The sequence below is a fragment of the Fretibacter rubidus genome, assembly GCF_041429785.1.
GTDB classification, from domain to species: domain Bacteria; phylum Pseudomonadota; class Alphaproteobacteria; order Caulobacterales; family Maricaulaceae; genus Fretibacter; species Fretibacter rubidus.
In genome coordinates this window covers 1297474-1319177 of record NZ_CP163423.1, presented here as the reverse complement: position 1 = coordinate 1319177, position 21704 = coordinate 1297474, and the positions used below count along the sequence as shown (strand labels likewise).

The window sequence follows — 21704 nt, the reverse complement described above, 5'->3', positions numbered from 1 at the left end:
TCGTCCTAAGAATAGCCACGGTCTGTCCCCGCAACATAATCCCAAAACCGAAAATAGAGCCCGTAATTTCCTGTAAACTTTGTATGATGAACATTGTGATGGGACGCCGTGATGAAGATTTTCCCAAACCAGCCATTGACCCATTTTTGCGGATAAACCTCCCACCCTGCGTGATTAAAGACGGCGTTGATGGTCATAATCATCAAAAGCGCCAGCGCCACACCGACATGCAGCGGCACAAATAAGGCCATGACGGGCAATAACCAGGCCGAGCTTACAGCCTCTAGCGGATCAAAAGAAAAACTGGCCCAAGGCGTAGGCTGCACAGATTTATGATGCCCCGCATGGGTCAGACCAAACAACTTTTTGTGGTGCATAATGCGGTGCGTCCAATAAAACCACGTGTCTTGGACAAACAGATATAAAACCGCGCTAAAGACAATATATCCCCAGCCCGAAACGCCGTCGATTGGGCCCGAATAAAGCGTCGTGCCGCCCGCTTTCCACATCTCTATAGCAATCGCCGCGGGGGCAGCATAGATGAACGCCGATAGGGTGGATAGCGTAATTTCGTGGCGGATTATTTTCACGCTAGGTTGGCGCTTTGAGAGGCGCTTTGCGCGCACTTTGGACGGATCGCGCTGCCACAAAGCCCAATGAATTGGCCAAACAATCATAAAATATCGTGCAATAATAATGGCCACAAACGCAGCGTAAGTCACAAGGGTCTGCCCCACGGGTATTGGCCATCCGTCCATGCGAATGTGTTGCCCGAAGCCCCCGTGTTTGCCAAGGCGCAAATTGTCACTTTTGGGCTTTAAACCCAAGAATTCCCGCGCTATAGAACCGCTCTACCGCAGCTTTGCGCGGGGGGTTAGCTCAGTTGGTTAGAGCCGTCCGCTCATAACGGATTGGTCGGGGGTTCAAGTCCCTCACCCCCTACCATTTCTCAAAATCAAATCCCTCTCACTGTGACGCGCCCTATTGCGCAAGCAAACATTAAATTGCAGGATTAAACGCTCAGTCAGACAGTCGGCAAGGAGCATAAGTGATGCGCGATTTAAAATTTAAACGAGCCTTCTGCCTTATCATGGTTGCGCTATCGTGCGTTTCGGTTCCGGCCTATGCCGCCCAAGCCGCACCCAATGAAGACCCTGCACCGCGTGAAAAAGCGGGCTTGCCAGAAACCGATATTTTCCTTTTTGACATAATCCTAGGTCAAGCCCCAAGCCTATCCAATCCGCGCAATGTCACAACGCGGGCAGGTTACGATAATCAACCTAGCTTCACGGCGGATAGCCAATCATTTCTCTATTCGCGCGGGGATGATTACCAAACTGATGTCTATGAATATGACATCAAAATCGGCACATCGACCCAAATAACAAACACAATCACCAGCGAATTTTCACCCGTGTCCTCGCCTGATAATACCACCATTTCCTTTGTCAGTGACGGCCCCGGGGCAGCGCAAACCATTGTCACAATGCAGCGCGACGGCTCAGGTAAAACGTCTAATCTTCTGCCCGGTGACACCCTGCGTGAACCCATTGGTTATTATGCATGGAACCACGGCACGGGGGATGTGCTTTATTGGTCACGCTATGGTTTTAACGTGAGCCTCACCGATACAGACGGCGCACAAAGCCGTTACATCAGCGGCAATGCCGTGCCCTCCACGCCTTATGTCATTCCCAGCACCAATAAATTTAGCTTCGTCCACCGCCAAGGCGACGAAAGCGTCTGGATCAAAGAACTCGACCCCGAAACTCACTCCGTTCGCCCCCTCACCGCGCTTAATGGCCCCAACGCCAATTACGCTTGGGCGCCAGACGGGTCAGTGTTTATCATTCAGGATGATGGTCTCTACCGCTGGCAAGTGGGCATGGACGGTTGGGCAGACGTCGCGGAGCTACCTGATTACGGAATTGAAGGCGTGGCAAGACTGAGCTTTAGTCCTGATGGAAAGTCTTTAGCGGTGGTTGGGCTGGCCGTGACGCCGTAATATAGCCGTGCTGATATGGTCATGAAATGGGGCATTTCACGCTATAAATTTGGTCAAAAATACAGAAAAAAGTCTGTTAATCTGGCGGAATATGCGCGTCCCATAAACCAGCGGCCTTCCGAAACTCTCCGAATATCAAGATTGCCATAAAGGCTTCGCGGGTCATACGAGATGACCAATAGACCATACGGTAAACCGTAATACGCCCATCAACCGACAGACGGCAAAGCCGTTCTAAAAACTGTGTCGGGCTTACACCGCGCGGTCCAAATTTATGAAACGGGCCGTGATTGCGTGCTGGCGGAACGGCGCGAGTAAAAAAGCGCACCTGCCGATGACGGCGTTCACGGTTGAGCGTGTACACATCATAATTCTGCGCGGAGGCATGAGGGCGAACCTCCTGCCCCAATACGGCCCTTAGCCAAAGAAAAATTCTCGCGAGCACCCCGTAAACGCCATGATTGACTGCACCGTATCGCGGGGCCATGTCATCACGGTATAGGGGCGCATTTAAATCCATGCTGCATATTACGACCCCTTTTTCGCACGGGGATATGTTTTATAAATGGCCGTATTTTAAATAACCAAAGCATCCTCGACAGCCCACAAAAAAGCCCCCGTTACCGGAGGCTTCATACTCTAAAATCAAACTCGCGCCTAATGCACAGGCGGGTGATAAATCTCGTTATTTTCATCCAACAGCACAACATGCGGGGCATAGTTGCGCGCTTTTTCCGCTTCCATCTGGCAATAGGTAATGATGATAATCTTATCACCCAGTTGCACGCGGCGCGCAGCGGCACCGTTTAGACCAAATGTTTTTGACCCGCGCGGTGCGGTAATGGCGTATGTCGTAAACCGCTCGCCATTATTGATGTTGAGGATATCCACTTGCTCATTCGGCAATATACCCGCTTTATCGAGCAGGTCCTGATCAATGGAAATAGAGCCTTCATAATGCAAATCGGCTTGGGTTACCGTTGCACGGTGAATTTTACCCTTCATCATGGTCAGTAGCATATGGTCTCCTTCATCATCTACACGCTTCATATAGGGTGTAATGGCGTAATTTAAAGGCAGAAGCCCCGTTCACGCATAGACGCCTTACGCGCCGTTTATCTAGCGTTCAGAAAGCGGGCTTGCAAACATAATTTACTGCGTTATGGGGGCGTTATGACTATGCTAATCCTGACAACGGGCGGTACGCTCGATAAAATCCATGATACTTATACTGAAGGCCTCGTCTTTGGTGAAAACTCCCATATGGAGGAATTGCTGAGGATTGGGCGTAGTTTTATGCCGCGTATTGAAAATTTAATGCGCCTAGATAGCCTCGATATGACCGACAATGACCGCGAGCATATCTTACAAGCCGTATTAGTCGCGCCTGAGACGCAAATTGTTATCACACACGGCACGGGTACGATGGAGCAAACAGCCAAATTTCTGTCCGGTCGTATAGGGGATAAAACCGTTATCCTAACAGGGTCAATGCGGCCATTCTCCCTCGGTAAATCCGACGCAGGCTTTAATATCGGCGGGGCCGTGATTGCCGCCCAAACCATGCCATCTGGCGTTTACGGCGTTATGAACGGACGGATTTTTGAGGCCAGCGAGTTGCGTAAAGACGTAAAAGCGGGCCGATTTGACGGCTAGGCCGTCGCCTCAAAGAACGCTTTTGTTGCCTCATCGGCCGGGAAGAACAACTCGACACGTGTTTCGTTCATGGTGATATCTTGAACGGTGGAAAACTCTGCAATCATGGTGAATAAAGATAGCTCCATATCCCCCAAACGGCAGCGCATGGTCAGGACGGGCCCGTAATCTGAAAATGACGCTTGATTGGCATCCTTTAGTCGGGGATGGGTGGAAAACCGTTGATAAAGAGCCGCAACCGCACTGTCAGCACCGGCTTTGGTCGCCTCATTTTGCAACCGCAAAAGTGTCCAGACCGCAATCGTCTCCCAGTTCAGAAATATTGGTGCATCGGGGTCATCGTTCAGTAGGGCATCAACAATACAGAGTGAGCCCGCAAAGGGCAGCACATCGATCATCGCCATAGCAGGCGGATTACCCCCGACAATCATCCACGCCTCATCAATCACAATAGCCGGCATAGGCGCGTGGTTTTTTAAGATTAAATCAATCGCGTCCATGGCAGGTGCAAGCTCCGTCGCGGACAGCGCCAATGCGGAATATTCGGCTGAAAGCCCTGCCGCTTTTAGCGCCTCATTCACGCTGGCGCGCGGCATATCCAAGGTTCGGGCCAGACGTAAAACGCTGGCGCGGCTGGGTTTGGAGCGTCCTGTTTCTAAAAAACTAAGGTGGCGCGACGACATATCCGCCTCGACTGATAATGCGAGCTGACTATAACGCCGCGCTTCACGCCAGTGCTTTAAAATCTGTCCAAATGTTGATGCCATAAATATATCTACCATAGCGCAGCGAAAATGCACTTACCCCACAGGTAATTGTTTTGCCGTGGATATTGCCTCACCAATCCCAAAACGAAAGGTGTCCCATGTCCAACTATCTTATCCTGCCCCTCGTCTCGCTTCTTATTTTCCCAATTGTGACTGTCATCATGATGATCAAGGGCGACCAGTCTCGCAATATACGCTGGACTATCCCCGCAGCCTTTGGCGTGGCGTTCTTTGCTTTCTCACTGCTTGCTGTCATCACCGAAGGCCCGCTGGGGTTTTGGGCAAACCACACGCAGGATTTTTGGGGCAATCAGGTCTGGCTCGATTTATTGCTGGCGATTGGCATTGCGTGGTGCGCGCTCGTGCCAAAGGCCAAAACGATGGGTATGAAGCTGCCCTTCTGGCTAATATTTATCATGTGTTCTGGCAGCATTGGGTTGCTGGCTATGTTCTCACGTTGGCTCTATTTAAGCGACCAGACCTAAGCCCACATTAATCCGCTTGCGCGGCGACCCCTAGGCGTTAAGATTAACCCAAATCTAACGCCATATGGGGCTTTGCATGACATTCTCACATTTTAGTTTCCGACCCGTCTTTACAGGCCTCGCGGCTGTATCTCTGCTGAGCGCGCCTCTGGTATTGTCCGCTTGCAGCCCAGCGACAGATAGTGCGCAATCTGCCAAAGATGCCACCAGCGCGCTGACGCTGGATTTTGAGAAGTACACGCTGGACAACGGTCTTGATGTTGTGCTGCATGTTGACCGCTCTGACCCGATTGTCGCGATAAACTTGGCTGTGCATGTTGGTTCTGCGCGCGAAGTCACAGGACGCACAGGTTTTGCGCATTTATTTGAACACCTACTTTTCCTTGATTCAGAAAACCTCGGCTACGGCGGTCTTGACGAAATGAACACGCGTATCGGCGGCGAAGGCACAAACGGCTTTACCACCAATGATATGACGCAATATTTCCAAGCGGTCCCCGCAGACGCGCTGGAAAAAGTCGTTTGGGCGGAAGCCGATAAATTAGGTTATTTCATCAACACCGTCACCCAAGGCGTGATTGATAATGAAAAACAGGTCGTCAAAAACGAGAAACGCCAACGGGTCGATAACGTCCCATACGGACATAATTGGTACATTATCGGCAAAGCCCTTTACCCAACCGACCATCCTTATAATTGGCAAGTTATTGGCTCTCTTGCTGACCTTGATGCCGCGACGCTGGATGATGTGAAGGACTTTTATAAGCGGTGGTATGTGCCAAATAATGTCACTGTGACAATCACAGGTGATTTTGACCCGTCAGAGGCCAAAGCCTATGTCGAGAAATATTTCGGCGAAATACCGCGCGGCCCCTTGGCAGAACCCTACCCTGCGCGCGCCTCAAACCTCACCGAAACGACGTCCCTTTATTATGAGGATAATTTTGCCAAGTTACCGCAATTCACCGCCGTATGGCCAACGGTCGAAAAATACCATCCTGATAGCTACGCGCTTGATATTTTGTCCACTTACCTCACGGACGGAAAGTCCGCACCGCTTAATGAAGTTCTGATTGACGAGACAAAAGTCACATCGGGCGTCACGACATTCCATAACCAAGCCGAAATCGCAGGTGAGTTTTACCTGATCATGCGCGGCGAAGAAGGCCAACCGCTAGAGCGCCTATCCCAACCCATAGCGGACGGCTTTGCCCGGTTTGAGGAAAACGGTATTCCGCAAGCTGCCCTTGACCGCATCAAGGCATCACTTGAGGTCGGGTTTTACAATGAAATCCAAAGCGTATTGGGTAAAGCCATTCAACTGGGCGAAGATAATCTGTTCACGGGCGATCCGGGCTTTTACAAAACACGACTTGCGGGGCTGAACGCGGTTACCACAGAGGACGTGATGCGTGTTTATAACGCCTATATCAAAGACCGGCCGCGCCTTTACACATCGGTGGTGCCTGCGGGACAAGCTGACCTCGTGCTGGACGGGGCGGTGAAAGCCGATATCGTTGAAGAAAAAATCGTGCCCGGTGCCGATGCCGCCGTTGAGTTTGACCCAACCGCGCGCACATTCACCCCCACACCATCATCCTTTGACCGCACAGTGGAGCCAGACTTTGGCGCAGCCTACACCCTCCCCAGCCCACAAGTTTGGACCGGCGAGCTATCCAATGGTGTGTCCGTTCACGGCATAGAGAGCCGCGAGACGCCGCTGGTTTATTTCAGCATGACAATTGATGCGGGCCGTAAACGCGGCGACGTGGCGAAGCCCGCTGTTCCCGCGCTGACCGCGGATATGATGCTTAAAGGCACAGAAAATAAATCCACAGCAGAGCTTGAAGACGCGATTAAATCGCTCGGCTCGGATGTGTCGGTCAATATTGGATCAGAAACGGTGTCCATATCTGGCAATAGCCTCGCGCGAAATTTCGACGCCACAATCGCGCTTGTGACGGAATTTCTAACAGAGCCCGCATGGGACGCTGAAGAGTTTGAGCTACTGAAAATTAAAACGCTAAACGCCATTAAAACGGCAGAAGCTGACCCGGGCTCAATTTCGCGCAGGGAGACCGCAAAGTTACTCTATCCCGAAGATCACATCTACCACTATACGACTTACGGACCTGAAGAGGCTCTTGGTGACGTAACATTGGATGATTTGAAAGCCTTTCACCGTGATTATTACGCCCCCGCTTCTGCTAAGTTAAAAGTTGTCGGTGCCGTGGATAAAGCCGATGTAAAACGCGCTTTTTCGCCCATGGCAAGCGCATGGAACACCGTCACAATGCGCCCCATCACATTAGCGCCCCCCAATGAGGTCACAGAATCCAAGGTCTATTTCTTTGATGTGCCGGGGGCAAAACAATCAACCCTTCGCATTCAACGCCCATCACTGCTGGCGACAGATCCAGACTTCCCTTTAGTCGAGGCTATCAACTTTCCTCTCGGCGGGATTTATACCTCTCGCTTGAATAACACATTGCGTGTGGAAAAAGGCTATACCTACGGTATAGGGTCTAGGTTCAGCGCCTCTGATGAACGTGGGTTTTTCTTTATCGGGTCCTCTGTACGGTCCAATGTCACCACAGAAAGTCTTGAACTAATTAAAGACATCGTTGGCAATTACGGCACGACATTTTCTGAGGATGATTTATCCGTAATGAAGGACGCGCTGCTGCGTGGCCAAGCGCTAAAGACTGAGACGCTAAGTGATAAATTATCGCTCGTGTCGCAAATTAGCAATTACGGCTATGCCCCTGATTTCAAAGCAGTTAACGCGGAGCGTATCGCTAATATGACTGTGGATGACGTCAAGGCCTTGGTCGAGAAATACATGCCAGTGGACGCCATGAACTACGTCGTTGTCGGCGACGCGCAGACGCAAGCAGAAGGCACCGCGAGATTAGGCTTTGGCGAGCCCGTCATGATTGGTAGCACAAAAGAAGAGTAAGGGTTAATTACGCAACCTGCTTACGTGCTAATCCCTGCTCTGCCCAAATTGTATTCACCGCATCAAGCAAGGCGTCCATCATGGCGTCTGTGTGAAACGGGCTGGGCGTAAAGCGTAGACGCTCTGTGCCGCGCGGTACCGTTGGGAAGTTAATCGGCTGCGCATAAATACCAAAGCGATGGATAAGATCATCCGATATTGCTTTGCATTTAACAGGGTCGCCCACCATCAAGGGCACAATATGGGTATCGCCATCAATAAATGGCAAGCCATGCGCACGGAAGCGTGACTTAAGCGCATTGGCGCGCTCTTGATGTTGTTCGCGCATATGCGGAGACATCTTAAGCACCTTTACAGAGCGCAGTGCACCGGCCGCTGTACTGGGCGGGATAGAGGTCGTGAATATAAAGCCAGACGCAAGCGAGCGCACAGCATCGATAATATCAATATCAGCCGCAATATAGCCGCCAATCATGCCGTAGGCTTTGGCTAGCGTGCCTTGGATAATATCGACCCGGTGCATCAGATCACGCTCTTCGCATATGCCGCCGCCGTGCGGCCCGTACATGCCAACGGCGTGCACCTCGTCGATATAGGTCAACGCGCCGTATTTATCGGCTAAATCACAAATTTGCTCAATCGGGGCAATATCGGCATCCATAGAATAAACGCTTTCAAAGGCAATAAGCTTTGGCGCATCCTTAGGGGCGGCTTTCAGCTTCGCTTCGAGGTCGGTCAAATCATTGTGTTTGAAGATGCGTTTTTCACAGACGCCCGCCTTTTGCGCGCGCTGTATACCTGAAATCATAGAGGCGTGGTTCATTTCGTCAGAAAAAATAATCAGGCCCGGCAAGATTTTACTCATCACACCCAATGTTGCCTCATTGGCGACATAGCCTGACGTCATGACCAAGGCACCGTCTTTGCCGTGAAGCTGCGCAAGTTCGCGCTCTAACATGACGTGGTAATGGGTCGTACCCGATATATTACGCGTCCCGCCCGAACCCGTTCCTGCGCTATCGACGGCCTGTTTTACCGCATCAACGACGCAGGCGTTTTGGCCCATACCAAGGTAGTCGTTAGAGCACCAGACGGTGATTTCACGTTCTGTCTGTGCGTCAGGATACCATGTTGCCGTCGGGAAGGCCCCACGCTTGCGGCGAATATCTTGGAACACGCGATAGCGGCCTTCATCGCGCACAGCGGCAACGGCCCGCTTAAACTGCGCATGATATGGTATAGTCCGCTTATCTGTCATGGCTTCGCCCTTTATTTCATCTGTATATAAGCAAAAATATCAGCAAATTCCAATGCGAAATCGCCGCAGGAATTTTAGTAGAAATTTTTACACGATAGAGCTATAAGCAATTGAATTTACGGAGTTTATTGTGGCAGCCTTTCCCGCTACGCGCTTGCGACGCACTCGCAAAACTGACTGGTCGCGCCGTCTTGTGCGCGAAAACAGACTCAGCCCTGATGATCTGATTTGGACATGCATTCTTAGTGATGGCGACATCCCGCGTGACCCGGTGCCCTCTATGCCCGGTGTCGACCGCGTAAATTTAGACGAAATTGTCAAAGACGCACAGCGCGCAAAGGCGCTTGGCATTCCAGCCATGGCGATATTCCCGCATATCAATCCAAAATATAAAGACGCCGCCGGCTCAGAGGCCGCTAATCCAGACGGTATCGTTCCCCGCGCCGTCAAAGCGGTAAAAGACGCCGTGCCCGACATGGGTATTATTGTGGACGCTGCGCTTGACCCTTATACTGACCATGGTCACGACGGCTTGGTCCATGACGGGCAAATTATCAATGATGCCTCTGTGGATGCCCTATGTGATGTTGCGCTTATGCTCGCGGATGCGGGGGCCGATGTTGTGGCACCGTCGGATATGATGGACGGCCGCGTGGGTATGATACGGCAATCACTAGAAAGATCAGGGCATAAAGATGTTCTTATCATGTCATATGCGGCCAAATATGCCTCTGGTTTTTACGGCCCATACCGCGATGCTATCGGGTCGGCCACGGCTCTTACGGGTGACAAACGAAACTATCAAATGGACCCTGCCAATACGGATGAGGCCCTGCGCGAAGTCGCCATGGATATCGAAGAAGGCGCCGACATGATTATGGTCAAGCCTGGCATGCCCTATCTGGATATCATGTGTCGCCTTAGCCGTGAATATTGTATGCCGACCTATGCCTTTCAGGTCAGCGGTGAATACGCGATGATTATGGCCGCCGCACAGAATGGTTGGCTGGATGAGCGTCGCGTGATCATGGAAAGTCTGCTATGTTTTAAACGCGCAGGCTGCGACGGTATCTTGACCTATTTCGCCCCAAGCGCCGCCCAGTGGCTTCAAGAAGAACAATAACCCGCCTATAGACCGAGCGATTGCGTATCGCCTTGGGTATTCGTCAAATATAGAGTCGGTGACATCCCGTACCACCGCCGAAATGCACGCGTAAAGGCGCTCTGGTCGTTATACCCTAATATATGCGCTATTTGCGTTAGTGTATGCCCGTCCCGCACCAAACGATCAAATTGCCTCTTGCGGACGTCATCAACAACATCGCGAAAGCTCACCCCTTGCTCTTTTAGCTGTCGGCGTAGTGTTCGGTCTGTCATCTCCAACAGCTTCGCAACATCAATAAGCGTGACCCGTCCCGATTTTATCACCGTTCGAATGGCCGCCTTAACGCGGCGCATTAAATCCGTGTCTGCTTTTGCGCCCATCAAAATACGGTCTAGCCGCTCTGTGACGATAGCCAGCTTTTGCGGATTACTGGTGGGCAAGCTTAATTCGGCAGTCTCTGGATAAAATTGCAATTGATTATGCGTTTGGGAAAACTGCACCGGGCACTGCAAAATCTCTGAATATTTATCGGCGTAGTCTGGTTTTTCGTGACGGAAACTTAGCCCGACAAAGTCTTTACGGTAAACCCATGCCAGCCAGCGCACAGTCGTCACATAACCCGCAAAAATAACTTCGGTCAGGCGGCGGTAATGATTGTCATCGTCAAAATTTGGAGCCCAGCGTAGATAAATTTGCTCGTCCTCATAGGCAACAGATCCAATACCCGAAGATTCTGCTAATCGTTGATAGCGCGCATTCAGCCGTCCCGCGTGAACAAGGCTGTCAGCATAGGCCAGAACAGAGCCTGTCTCTACAAATGTGGCAACACGAAATTTATAGCCCATCAAAATGGCAATATGCGGACAATCAAGGATCTGAGCGGCATGTTCAAAATGATCGGCGACAGTTTTGTTATCAATGCGTTGCGAAGGGTCAGAAAGTTCACCTTCAGTCACCCCTAAGGCCAGCAACTGCCCATCTCTAGGCCAGCCCTCACCGGCAATAATATCAACCAAACTCGAAAAATAGATTGCCGCAAACGCCATAATGTCCCCAATAAGGGATTAATATCAGCGAAATGGCCGTTTATGACAAGGATTTTACGAAAAAAGGACAATTCTTAACGGATGCTAGGTTTATGTTAGATTTGAGTGGGGCGTTAAAGGACCAAAATACTGTCTTTGGATAGTCATTTTGGTCTTTTGCTTTTGCGCTCATGAAAGGTAGCTATTTAAGCCTTTTCATAAGGCTTGACGTATCCCAACGCGACCCGCCCATGTCTTGCACCTCTGCGTAGTATCCATCGACTTGCTTTGTCAGGGTCATATCTGCGCCGAGTTCCTCCGCCGCCGTAATGGCTATGCCTAAGTCTTTACGCATCCAATCAACGGCAAAGCCAAATTCATACTCACCCGCAGCCATGGTCTCGGCCCGGTTTAGCATTTGCCAACTCGCGGCAGCCCCTTTGCCAATCGCGTCGACAACATCTGCTACGTCGAGCCCTGCCTTTTGCGCAAAGTTCACACCCTCAGCAAGACCTTGCAAGATGCCTGCGATACAGATTTGGTTGACCATTTTAGTCAACTGCCCTGCCCCACTACCGCCGAGCAATTTCGTCGCTTTGGCATAGGCGTCCATGATAGGCACAGCGCGGTCATAGATTTGGACATCACCGCCGCACATAACCGTCAATTGTCCATTGACCGCTCCCGCTTCGCCGCCCGAAATCGGCGCGTCGATAAAGCCGATGCCTTTATCCGCAGCCATTGCGTAAACCTTCCGCGCGCAGTCCGCGGATGCCGTTGTATGATCAATCAAAACCGTGCCCGTCGCCATTGCGTCTAATGCGGGATCTGCCACGGCATACACATCATTATCATCGCCAACGCACATCATCACGACATCAGCATCTTTGACCGCATCGGCAATATTGGCTGCGGCTTGACCTTTGAACTCTTTGGCCCAGCGCGAAGATTTCGCCTCTGTGCGGTTCCACACGGTGACGTCATGCCCAGCGCGCAACAAATGCCCGGCCATATGATAGCCCATAACACCCAACCCTAAAAATGCACATTTTGCCATCGTTCTTCCTTTAAAGTTACCGCTCTAACATCTTAACTCTATTCAATAATTCTTCAACGTGGTAGCCTTTTGCCAAGAGATAGGGCTTTTGGCAATGACACCGACCGACGTCGTAATAACATGGCAAATGTGGGCCACCATGGCGATTGTCGCTGTGGCTGTGGTTTTATATTTCAGAGAACGGTTTTCTATCGAGGCCATATCGATTGGCATCATTACCGCGCTGCTTTTGTTTTTCACACTGTTTCCTATCCCGGGCGTTGAAGGATTGGATAGCGCCTCGCTACTGACAGGGTTTGGCGCGCCCGCGCTGATTGCGATTATGGCATTATTGGTGGTAGGCCAAGGCATGTTCCACACAGGCGCCTTAGAAGGTCCGATCATTCGCATTAATAACGCGCTAGTAAAACGTCCGCGCAGCACGATGGGTTTTGTTTTTGCCATAGCCTTTGTCGTATCCATGTTCATGAATAACACCCCCGTTGTGGTGATGTTTATCCCCGTTCTAACCGCTATGGCGGCACGCACGCGCACGGCGGCGTCGCGTTACCTGATGCCATTGTCTTTTATCTGTATTTTGGCGGGTATGACGACCTTGATTGGGTCATCCACCAACTTGCTGGTCAATGATGTGCTAAAGCGAGCAACGGGCAACGGTCTGGACTTTTTTACCCAGACAGGCCCAGGCCTTATCATGGCGGTGATTGGTACGATTTACATCATCTTTGCCGCCCCAATATTACTGCCTAATCGGGCCACGCTAGAGGAAGAAGTGAGCGAATCTGGGCGGCAGTATATTGCGCAAATTCGCGTGACACCTGAGCACCCTCTGCGCGGTGTGGCCCCCATCGCCGGATTATACCCCCGCCTCAAAAATGTGACAGTTCGCATGATACAGCGCGGCGAGCATGCGTTTTTGCCGCCTTTTGATGTGGAATTGCAAACTGACGACATCTTGATTGTTGCGGCGACACGCGACTCATTGTCCAGCCTCTTATCGTCCAATCCGCATTACCTTAAAGGGATGCTCAGCATTGCTGGGTTTCACGAAGAAGGCCGCGCGGAAGAAAACTCTGATGCGATTGTTATCTCCGAAGCCGTGGTCGCGCCCGGCTCTCGCATGATTGGTCGCACGATTGAACAAGTTGGATTTCGCCGCCAGACAGGCTGCCTTGTGCTCGGTATCCAGCGCCGCTCACGCATGATACGCACGTCCATGCTTGATATCCGCCTAGAGGCGGGTGATGTGCTGCTGCTTTTTGGTTACGAGGCGGAAACACGGCAGCTGCGCACAAATCGTGATGTGCTATTGATGGATTGGGCGACCACGGAATTACCCGATGTTCGTAAAAGTATTATTGCGCGCATGATATTTTTCGCGACAGTTTTGCTGGCAGCATCGAGTGCACTCCCGATTGAAATTGCCGCCCTTTGCGGGGCGCTGGCCATGATCGCTACGGGCTGCCTGAATATTCGCCAAGCCGCGCGGGCCTTAGATTTTCGGATATTCGTGCTTATCGGCGCAGCCTTTGCCATGGGACTAGCGCTGGAGCGCACGGGGGGGGCCGCTTTCATTGCGGAGCAGACCGTGTCCCTCTTTGCGCCCTTTGGCAATCAAATCCTAATCGCCGCGCTATTCCTTGTCATAGCCATTATGACGAATATCATTTCCAATGCGGCAACGGCGTTACTCTTTGCGCCTATTGCCTTATCAATCAGCGCGCAAACGGGGATTGACCCAACGGTGCTCGTATTGACCGTTATATTTGCGGCTAATTGTTCTTTTGCAACGCCCATTGCTTATCAGACCAATCTGCTCGTTATGGGACCAGGACGATATAAATTTAAAGATTTCGTGCGTTTTGGCGTTCCGCTTATGCTGCTGATTTGGGTCAGTTTCAGCCTGATAATACCCCCGCTTTACGGCGTGTAAATTGTTAATAGCCTCTTTGAATTTGCGTGATATAAAACCTTTATGACCCGGCCGTTTGATCCACAAAGATTGCAGTTTTACCTGACGATACCCTCGCCCTGCCCTTATCTGCCCGACCGTATGGAACGTAAGATTTTCACGCAGCTGGACCCGCTGTCAGGGCCGCATTTAAATAACTACCTGACCCATGCAGGGTTTCGCCGTTCGCAAAATGTTATTTATCGTCCCGCCTGCGAAGCCTGCCGCGAGTGTAAATCGTTGCGCATTTACACGCCCGGCTTCACGCCGTCAAAATCCTTTCGCCGCACATTAAACCGTAACAAAGATCTATCCCGCGAAGTCGTAGAGCCCTTGGCGACACGCGAGCAATTTGCACTTTTGCATCAATATCTAAACACACGCCACGAAGGCGGCGGCATGTCAGATATGGATTTTTACCGCTATGAGATGATGGTCGAACAATGCGCCTCTGATACTGAAATTGTGGAATACCGCGACGCTGACGCACGCCTTGTCGCCTGTGCTTTGATTGATGTGCTGCAAGACGGTCTGTCAATGGTCTACAGCTTTTTTGACACTGATATAACCAATCGTAGCATGGGAAATTTCATGATACTGGATCACATCAAGCGCTGCGTCGCTTTAGGTCAACCAAACCTGTATCTAGGATATTGGGTCGAAGGCAGCCCAAAGATGGATTATAAATCACGGTTCCAACCCTGCGAAATCCTTGGTGCGGATGGATGGCGCCGCTTACAAAGCTGAAGTCTTAGTCCAGACCCACTTTCTTGCGCGCTGATTTAGGAGCAACAATCACCTCTTCGTTAGAGGTCACCATCCCGCCGGATATAATCATTTTCGCGCCTTCTTCGGGTGTCATATCAAGGACTTTCATGTCTTCGCGTTTGACAAACAATAAAAAACCAGATGTCGGATTTGGTGTCGTCGGCACAAAGACACAAACATAGCCCTCGCCCAATTGACGTTTTGGAGCGCCCTGTAAATCTGACGTCACAAAAGCCACGGCCCATAGACCGGGGCGTGGATATTCAATCAAGCACACCTCTTTAAAAGACCGTTCGCCCTGCTGGGCGATTGTCGTGACGATCTGTTTCATGAAATTATAGACGTTGCTGACCACAGGCACACGCGCAAGAATTCGCTCACCCGCCTTTAAGATAGACGTGCCAATAATATTGGACGCCAAAATACCTAAAATAATCAGACCAAGAAAGACAACAATCAGTCCTAACCCTGGAATAGAGAGAACCATATCCACCCACGGAATGCCTTTGTAGCGCGCGGGGACAAGCCCCAAAACCTTTTCGTCAAACCAACCTACGATTGCGGAAATACCTAATATCGTTACAAGTATGGGTAGTGAGACGACGATACCGGTCAGAAACTTATTGCGGATATGGCGCACAAAGCCTGTCTTTTTAACCTCTTCGGAGGTCTGGCCCAATGGGGCATTTTGGTCTTCGGCCTGGCTCATCTTGCGTCCATTAAAATACAGTTATATCTTTGACGGCCCCTATGACCGCGCACCAAATATGTATAGGTCTATAGGGCGTAGTTAAAGGTTTTGATATGGCAAATTTCAGCTTTGGCGAGGGTAAAAAAATAGTCGCGACTATGGCTGGCCTGATTGTCTTGATTGCTTTGGGCCTGTTTTTTTACCGCAATGATATCTTTCAGTCCTTGCAAGACCCTGGCGTTCCCTTTCAAACCTATGACAAACCTGTGGCCCCTGACTATGCGGACCCAACATCATGGCTCGCTATTCCTGATCTATCTGCCGATGTTTATGACGCAGACGCCCCCGCCGATGCCTTCATTGTGGTGCCGGGCGTTTACCGCGGCGGCAAGCATTGGGTTTTGCCTGTTGACGTCGACCGTCGCCGCGAACGATTACAACGGATCGTGCGACCTAACTACGTCGCGCCTTACGGTTATGCTGGCCGCCTCTTTGCGCCCTATTACCGCCACGCCGCCATGTATAGCTATATGACGAACCGAGAGGACGCCCAGCGCGCCCGTGATTTTGCCTATAAAGATATTCGCCGCGCCTTTGAGGTTTTCCTGTCTAGCAGTCCGCCAGAACGCCCCATCATCCTTGCTGGTCATGGCCAAGGCGCAGATCACGTTACACGTCTTTTGTCTGATTACTTCAACGGACCATTAAAAGACCGTCTAGCGGTGGCCTATATTATCGATCATCCCGTTCCGATGTCATTATTTGACAGTAGCCTTTCCCATCTAAAGCCCTGCGGCTCTGCTACTGATTACGGCTGTGTGGTCGCTTATGGGGCGTTCATGCCGGGCGATAAAGCGAACGCCAAACGGTTTGCCACCAATGCACTCTATCACAACGGGCGAAATTTTGAGAAAACGGCTCGCCAGCCCTTACTTTGCACTAATCCGTTATCTTGGACAGTAAACGGCCAAAAAGTCGATGCTACAGAGCATAAAGGCGGTATGGCCGCAGAGGGCATAGAGCCTGACCGCCTGCCCCCACCGTTACCGCGTCAAAGTTGGGCCGAATGTCAGGACGGCCTCCTTCAAGTTGGAAAGCCGCGCAGCAAAGCCCTGCGTCGCCCCTTGGGCCTTGGCGCACGGTTCTGGACATTGCCGTCCAATCTGTTTTTTGAAGATTTACGGATTAATGCGCGCGCACGCGTACAGAGCCTTATCGCGACAGGTAAATTACCGACGCGTGTCAAACGTCTTGATGACTTAGAGGTGATCGATATCATTGAGAGTCCCGTCACGCCAGTTAAGGAATAACTGTGGCCAGCCACCTATTATTAATGCGTCATGCAAAATCATCATGGGATGATAGCGGCCTTAGCGATCATGAGCGGCCATTAAATAAGCGCGGTCGGCGTGCAAGTGGGTTGGTGGCCCGCACCCTTGTTGCGCGCGGATATGCGCCTGACGTTATCTGGAGCTCTGATGCGGCGCGCACCTTAGAGACAGCAAAACGCCTTATCCGCATCATCCCTGGTGCGCAGACCGTCCATCACAACCCCGCCCTTTATCACGCCAGTGCCAATACGATGCTGACGATCATGCAGCGAGAGAGCGAGCCTGGGGGGCGGTTGATGATAATGGCCCATAACCCCGGCATGGCAGAGCTTTACAATCTGATTACAGGCCATTATCACCGTTTCCCGACGGGTGCCTGTGCTGTCTTCAAACGTATCGGCAAAGCCCCGTGGCATGACCCACAAAGCTGGCGCGTTGTTGATATGGTTTTGCCTAGAGACTTAGAGGCAGAATAAGAATGAAAGCAGCGCTAACAGCCCTTTGGCGGATGTTTCATGCGCTGGCCTTTTACCCGCTCATGCTGGGGTTGTTTATCTGGCTTTATATCAAAGACGCGCATTGGGGTTTGGGCCTTGCTGTGGTTATCATGATTTTGGTGTTTGATCCTATCTGGCGAATTTTGGCCCAAAGCTTGTGGTCAAAGCGGCCCCGCAAATAAAACCACAGGACGAGCTTAAGCCAAAAAAAAGCGCCACCGGCAGAACCGGGGCGCTAAGAGAAGTCCATACCAAAGGGGATAGGTCCGGACGTAGCAGCTATGCGGGACCAGCGTAACTGACAAGTCTATTACGGCGGGACTGAACACTTTGGATTTGAAGAATTTGATTATTATGGAAAAATACCAATTATAAACCATGAGTTGCATTTATAGTCGATTTAACTGGATTTTTACAACCTTTGGTGTATTTATAATTCGTCACCGGTTATTCATCCCAACTCATCCGGTGTAATTGACAATGAACCCCACGCTCATTGTCGTAAAACGGTGGGTTGGTCATAGGTCTCACATTCATCCCATTGAGCTCTATGACCAACCGCCAATTTACTTGTTCAAACTAAAGAATGTGTCTTGATCACGTAGGCAATAAAGCAGCAGCATCGCAAAGAACGTCGGCACAGCCGCCAAGAACAGCTGGTTATAACCCTCTAGCCCTGGAATGAGGTTCGGCAGCGTCATTAATGTGCCGATGCCGTGCAACACCATCACAAGACCGTAGCTAATCCGTTTTTTGAAACCGACAAGAAACGCCAGTAAAAGCGACATCATTAGCACCCCTGTAATCGTGCTCGCGATTTCTGGAACGCTGCTGATGTTGTAATATTTTTTGGCAATGCCTGCGATAGATTCAGGCTTGGTAAAACGCATGATTTGCCATGGCAGCAAAAAGCCAACGATAGACAGGCGCGTTAGAAACAGTGGTATGCGTAATGACGTCATGGAAAATCCCCTTTAAATTGACAAATGGGAATTGCCATTATTTGCCTATGACAGCCAAACACAGGCTTTCACGAAAGCGTGACTAAGCCGCCTCTCCGCGCAGACGCGCTTTGGCTTTATCCGGGCCCAACATTTGCAACATGTCCCCCATAGACGGACCGCCAGCCCGCCCCGTAAGCGCAAGGCGAAGCGGCAGAAATAAACCTTTGCCTTTGCGGCCCGTTTCAGACTTTAGCTTTGACGTCCATTCGGACCAAGTTTCGTCATCAAATTTGGCAGGCAGGCAGTCAGCAGCGGTTTTGCAAAATGCCGCGTCTTCATCTGCGATCTGTCCTGCCATCGGCGCAAAAACAACCGTCGACCATCCCGCCATATCGGTCAGCTTTGAAACATTAGCGCGCGCGAGTGTCCAAAGTGGTTCTCCGCCCGCGACGCCCAACTTATCAAGGCGGTCTTTGACGTCGTCGTAATCGGTTTCATGCAGAAGGCGCGAATTGAGCAGTAAAAGCTCGTCCTCGTCAAAGCGCGCGGGCGCACGACCAATTTTATCAAAGGAAAACTCCTCCGTTAACACAGCCATAGAGGGGCGAATTTCAATCGGGTCTGATGTCCCGATTTTACCCAGCAGCGATGCAATCGCCAGCGGCTCGAAATAATCCTTGCGCAATTCTTCCATCGACAACGACCCAAGGCGCTTGGACAACCCCTTCCCGTCTTTACCAACCAGGAGCGGCGTATGGGCAAATGTCGGAAGGTGGTCAGAGACGGCGCGGAAAATCTCTATCTGCGCGCCCGAATTTGTCACATGGTCTTCGCCGCGAATAACATGGGTGATGCCCGCATCAATATCATCAACAACAGACGGCAACGTGTAAAGATAACTCCCATCGGCGCGGATAAGGACGGGATCAGACAGAGAGCTTGTATCGACATTTTGCTCGCCGCGCACAAGGTCGGTCCAGCTCACCTTATCGCCCGACAATTTAAACCGCCAATGGGGCTTACGGCCGTCTGCTTCTAATGCTGCGCGGTCTGAATCTGTGAGCTCTAAGGCGGCACGATTATAAACAGGCGGCTTTCCCGCTACGCGCTGTAATTTGCGTTGGCGGTCTAAATCCTCTGATGTCTCGTAACAAGGGTATAAAAGCCCCTTGGCGATCAACTCGTCACGCACAGCGTCGTAACGCTCAAACCGCGCGGATTGATTAAAGCTGCTATCCCAATTCAGGCCCAGCCAGGACATGTCTGTCTTGATGCCCTCTTCATAGGCTTTGGTACTGCGTTCCAAATCTGTGTCATCAATCCGCAAGATCATGTGACCCCCGTTTTGGCGCACAAATAACCAGTTCATCAACGCCGTGCGGACATTACCCACATGCAGCTTTCCCGTTGGCGAGGGCGCAAAGCGCACGATGACAGGGGCATCAATTTTAGGAAGAGTGGACATAATAAAATCTTGTTTCTAGTTTTCTTCGGACGGCAATTTATCGCGGTACCGATTTGTAATCGGGTAACGGCGGTCACGGCCAAAATTCTTTGACCCTATTTTCACACCGGGCGGCGCCTGTCGACGTTTATATTCAGCAATATAGAGCAAATGTTGGATGCGCTTAACGGTGGCCACATCATGCCCGCGCGCGATAATGACCTCTAGCGGTAAATCTTGCTCGATGAGGCCTAGTAAAATATCGTCGAGCACGTCATATTCAGGCAGGCTATCGCTGTCTTTTTGATCATCGCGCAGCTCGGCGGACGGCGGTTTTGTAATGATATTATCGGGAATAGGATAATCACCACCCAAAAGGTCAGCGGGCGTGTTTTCATTGCGCCAGCGGCACAGCGCGAAGAGCTCTGTTTTATAGATATCTTTCACAGGATTATAACCGCCGCACATATCGCCGTAAAGCGTGGCATAGCCAACTGCCATTTCAGACTTGTTACCCGTGGTCACGACCATTGGCCCGAATTTATTCGATATCGCCATTAACGTCAGGGCGCGGCTGCGCGACTGCATATTTTCCTCTGTGGTATCGAACTCTGTGCCTTCAAACATCGGGGCCAGCATCTCTGTAAAGGCATCAAAGGCAGGCTTAATCGCAATCACGTCATAGCGGCATCCGATGCGTTTCGCGCAATCTTCCGCGTCGCCAAGGCTTTCCCCCGCTGTGTATCGCGACGGCATCATCACGCACCACACACGCTCTGGCCCCAGCGCGTCGGCGGCAATAGCCGCAACTGCGGCGCTATCCACCCCGCCCGACAACCCAAGCACGACCTGCTTGAACCCGTTCTTATTGACGTAATCGCCAAGACCAAGGCACATAGCGCGCCAATCGGCCTCTAGCCCTGATAAATGCGCCTCGCGCTTGGCCTCCATGCAGACCCAAATGCCGTCCTTTTTCTCCCACGTCGCAATGTCAAAATCCTCGACAAAAGATTTAAGGCTTTGAACGATGGTGCCGTCGGCGGCCATAGAAAAGCTGCTGCCGTCAAAGACCAACTCGTCCTGCCCGCCAATCTGGTTGACGTAAATCAGCGGCAAGCCTTCGTTAAAGACCTTTTCACCCAGCGTTGTTGATCTCTCCACGAGTGCCGTGCGCCGCCAAGGCGATCCGTTCGGCGAAATCAGAATTTCAGCACCAAGTCCCGCCAGATGATCGGCCACGCCCGGCTGCCAGAGATCTTCGCAAATCGGGATGCCGATACTAATGCCGTTAAACTCAATCGGTTCTGGCAATGGCCCGCGCGCGAAAATCCGCGCCTCGTCAAATACGCCGTAATTGGGCAGATGATGTTTTAGCCGCACATCGGTAATTTTCCCGCCGCGCATAAATAACGCCGCATTATAAATCTTCCCGTCTTGCAACCACGGCAAATTATAAATCACCGCCGGGCCGTCTTTGGTCAGATACGCGAACTTCTCGGCCTCACGCTTACAATCCTCAAGCGCAGCGGGCTTTAGGACAAGATCTTCGGCTGGGTAACCAATCACGAACTGCTCAGGCAGCACCAGAATATCCGCCCCGCCCGCTTTGGCGCGCGCAAACGCCTCCCGCGCCTTAGCCATATTCCCAGACAAATCCCCAACGCAGGGGTTAAGTTGGGCAGAGGCAATTTTAAGCGTGGTCTGAGTCATAAGCGCGGTTTAGCGGCGAGCGCGATTGGGGGCAAGCAAAGAGATAGGGTT

20 protein-coding genes, 1 tRNA gene and 1 pseudogene are annotated in these 21704 nt (G+C 51.3%); 11 read left to right on the top strand and 11 right to left on the bottom strand.

Annotated elements, in window-relative coordinates:
• Positions 1-5: 5 nt before the first annotated feature.
• Positions 6-758 (bottom strand): sterol desaturase family protein, encoded by a 753-nt coding sequence (locus AB6B37_RS06280; protein ID WP_371398034.1) that lies wholly within the window; start codon positions 756-758, stop codon positions 6-8.
• A 110-nt stretch (positions 759-868) separates the two neighbouring features.
• Between AB6B37_RS06280 and AB6B37_RS06275 the strand changes: the two genes are divergently transcribed.
• Together AB6B37_RS06275 and AB6B37_RS06270 are read left to right on the top strand one after the other, a co-directional pair.
• A tRNA-Ile gene (locus AB6B37_RS06275) sits at positions 869-945 on the top strand.
• 106 nt (positions 946-1051) lie between these two features.
• Positions 1052-2005 carry a hypothetical protein gene (locus AB6B37_RS06270; RefSeq protein ID WP_371398423.1) on the top strand — a complete coding sequence of 318 codons (954 nt, stop codon included), beginning with the start codon at positions 1052-1054 and terminating at the stop codon, positions 2003-2005.
• A gap of 76 nt (positions 2006-2081) precedes the next feature.
• Here AB6B37_RS06270 and AB6B37_RS06265 read toward each other — a convergent pair whose 3' ends face one another.
• Together AB6B37_RS06265 and panD are read right to left on the bottom strand one after the other, a co-directional pair.
• Positions 2082-2525: a hypothetical protein gene (locus AB6B37_RS06265; RefSeq protein WP_371398033.1), complete on the bottom strand. Its 444-nt coding sequence runs from the start codon at positions 2523-2525 to the stop codon at positions 2082-2084.
• Between the two features lie 137 nt (positions 2526-2662).
• The gene (gene panD, locus AB6B37_RS06260; protein ID WP_371398032.1) at positions 2663-3025 is read right to left on the bottom strand and encodes an aspartate 1-decarboxylase; all 363 of its coding nucleotides are present in this window, start codon (positions 3023-3025) and stop codon (positions 2663-2665) included.
• 153 nt (positions 3026-3178) lie between these two features.
• On the opposite strand from panD, the gene AB6B37_RS06255 reads away from it, so the two are divergent.
• Positions 3179-3661 carry an asparaginase domain-containing protein gene (locus AB6B37_RS06255; protein ID WP_371398031.1) on the top strand — a complete coding sequence of 161 codons (483 nt, stop codon included), beginning with the start codon at positions 3179-3181 and terminating at the stop codon, positions 3659-3661.
• Here the strand turns inward: AB6B37_RS06255 and AB6B37_RS06250 are convergent.
• Positions 3658-4428 (bottom strand): helix-turn-helix domain-containing protein, encoded by a 771-nt coding sequence (locus tag AB6B37_RS06250; RefSeq protein ID WP_371398030.1) that lies wholly within the window; start codon positions 4426-4428, stop codon positions 3658-3660. The two genes, AB6B37_RS06255 and AB6B37_RS06250, sit on opposite strands and share 4 nt — an antisense overlap.
• Positions 4429-4526: 98 nt before the next feature.
• Between AB6B37_RS06250 and AB6B37_RS06245 the strand changes: the two genes are divergently transcribed.
• Complete coding sequence (locus AB6B37_RS06245; RefSeq protein WP_371398029.1) at positions 4527-4913, top strand: hypothetical protein; 387 nt, start codon at positions 4527-4529, stop codon at positions 4911-4913.
• A gap of 76 nt (positions 4914-4989) precedes the next feature.
• Positions 4990-7872, top strand: coding sequence for a M16 family metallopeptidase (locus AB6B37_RS06240; RefSeq protein ID WP_371398028.1), 2883 nt, complete (start codon positions 4990-4992; stop codon positions 7870-7872).
• Between the two features lie 7 nt (positions 7873-7879).
• Here the strand turns inward: AB6B37_RS06240 and hemA are convergent, their stop codons facing one another.
• The gene (gene hemA, locus AB6B37_RS06235; protein WP_371398422.1) at positions 7880-9112 is read right to left on the bottom strand and encodes a 5-aminolevulinate synthase; all 1233 of its coding nucleotides are present in this window, start codon (positions 9110-9112) and stop codon (positions 7880-7882) included.
• A gap of 148 nt (positions 9113-9260) precedes the next feature.
• Between hemA and hemB the strand changes: the two genes are divergently transcribed.
• Positions 9261-10253 carry a porphobilinogen synthase gene (gene hemB, locus AB6B37_RS06230; protein ID WP_371398027.1) on the top strand — a complete coding sequence of 331 codons (993 nt, stop codon included), beginning with the start codon at positions 9261-9263 and terminating at the stop codon, positions 10251-10253.
• Positions 10254-10258: 5 nt separating this feature from the next.
• On the opposite strand, the gene AB6B37_RS06225 is transcribed toward hemB, so the two are convergent.
• A complete protein-coding gene (locus AB6B37_RS06225; RefSeq protein ID WP_371398026.1) occupies positions 10259-11281 on the bottom strand; it encodes an AraC family transcriptional regulator ligand-binding domain-containing protein in 1023 nt (340 codons plus the stop codon).
• 181 nt (positions 11282-11462) lie between these two features.
• Positions 11463-12326 (bottom strand): annotated as a pseudogene (locus AB6B37_RS06220) (NAD(P)-dependent oxidoreductase); the annotation flags it as partial.
• Positions 12327-12411: 85 nt separating this feature from the next.
• On the opposite strand from AB6B37_RS06220, the gene AB6B37_RS06215 reads away from it, so the two are divergent.
• Entirely contained in the window at positions 12412-14250 is a 1839-nt protein-coding gene (locus tag AB6B37_RS06215; RefSeq protein WP_371398025.1) for an SLC13 family permease, read from the top strand.
• Between the two features lie 42 nt (positions 14251-14292).
• Positions 14293-15015: an arginyltransferase gene (locus AB6B37_RS06210; protein ID WP_371398024.1), complete on the top strand. Its 723-nt coding sequence runs from the start codon at positions 14293-14295 to the stop codon at positions 15013-15015.
• Positions 15016-15019: 4 nt separating this feature from the next.
• On the opposite strand, the gene AB6B37_RS06205 is transcribed toward AB6B37_RS06210, so the two are convergent.
• Entirely contained in the window at positions 15020-15745 is a 726-nt protein-coding gene (locus AB6B37_RS06205; RefSeq protein WP_371398023.1) for a DUF502 domain-containing protein, read from the bottom strand.
• 95 nt (positions 15746-15840) lie between these two features.
• Between AB6B37_RS06205 and AB6B37_RS06200 the strand changes: the two genes are divergently transcribed.
• The 3 genes from AB6B37_RS06200 to AB6B37_RS06190 are packed head-to-tail and all read left to right on the top strand — an operon-like array spanning position 15841 to position 17737.
• A complete protein-coding gene (locus AB6B37_RS06200) occupies positions 15841-17037 on the top strand; it encodes a DUF3089 domain-containing protein (RefSeq protein ID WP_371398022.1) in 1197 nt (398 codons plus the stop codon).
• Between the two features lie 2 nt (positions 17038-17039).
• Positions 17040-17534 carry a histidine phosphatase family protein gene (locus AB6B37_RS06195; RefSeq protein WP_371398021.1) on the top strand — a complete coding sequence of 165 codons (495 nt, stop codon included), beginning with the start codon at positions 17040-17042 and terminating at the stop codon, positions 17532-17534.
• 2 nt (positions 17535-17536) lie between these two features.
• A complete protein-coding gene (locus AB6B37_RS06190) occupies positions 17537-17737 on the top strand; it encodes a hypothetical protein (protein WP_371398020.1) in 201 nt (66 codons plus the stop codon).
• Between the two features lie 384 nt (positions 17738-18121).
• Here the strand turns inward: AB6B37_RS06190 and AB6B37_RS06185 are convergent, their stop codons facing one another.
• The 3 genes from AB6B37_RS06185 to AB6B37_RS06175 all read right to left on the bottom strand — a co-directional run bounded on the left by AB6B37_RS06185 (position 18122) and on the right by AB6B37_RS06175 (position 21653).
• Positions 18122-18517: a hypothetical protein gene (locus AB6B37_RS06185; RefSeq protein WP_371398019.1), complete on the bottom strand. Its 396-nt coding sequence runs from the start codon at positions 18515-18517 to the stop codon at positions 18122-18124.
• Positions 18518-18599: 82 nt separating this feature from the next.
• Positions 18600-19964 carry a glutamate--tRNA ligase gene (gene gltX / locus AB6B37_RS06180; protein WP_371398018.1) on the bottom strand — a complete coding sequence of 455 codons (1365 nt, stop codon included), beginning with the start codon at positions 19962-19964 and terminating at the stop codon, positions 18600-18602.
• A 15-nt stretch (positions 19965-19979) separates the two neighbouring features.
• Entirely contained in the window at positions 19980-21653 is a 1674-nt protein-coding gene (locus tag AB6B37_RS06175; RefSeq protein ID WP_371398017.1) for an NAD+ synthase, read from the bottom strand.
• Positions 21654-21704 lie beyond the last annotated feature (51 nt).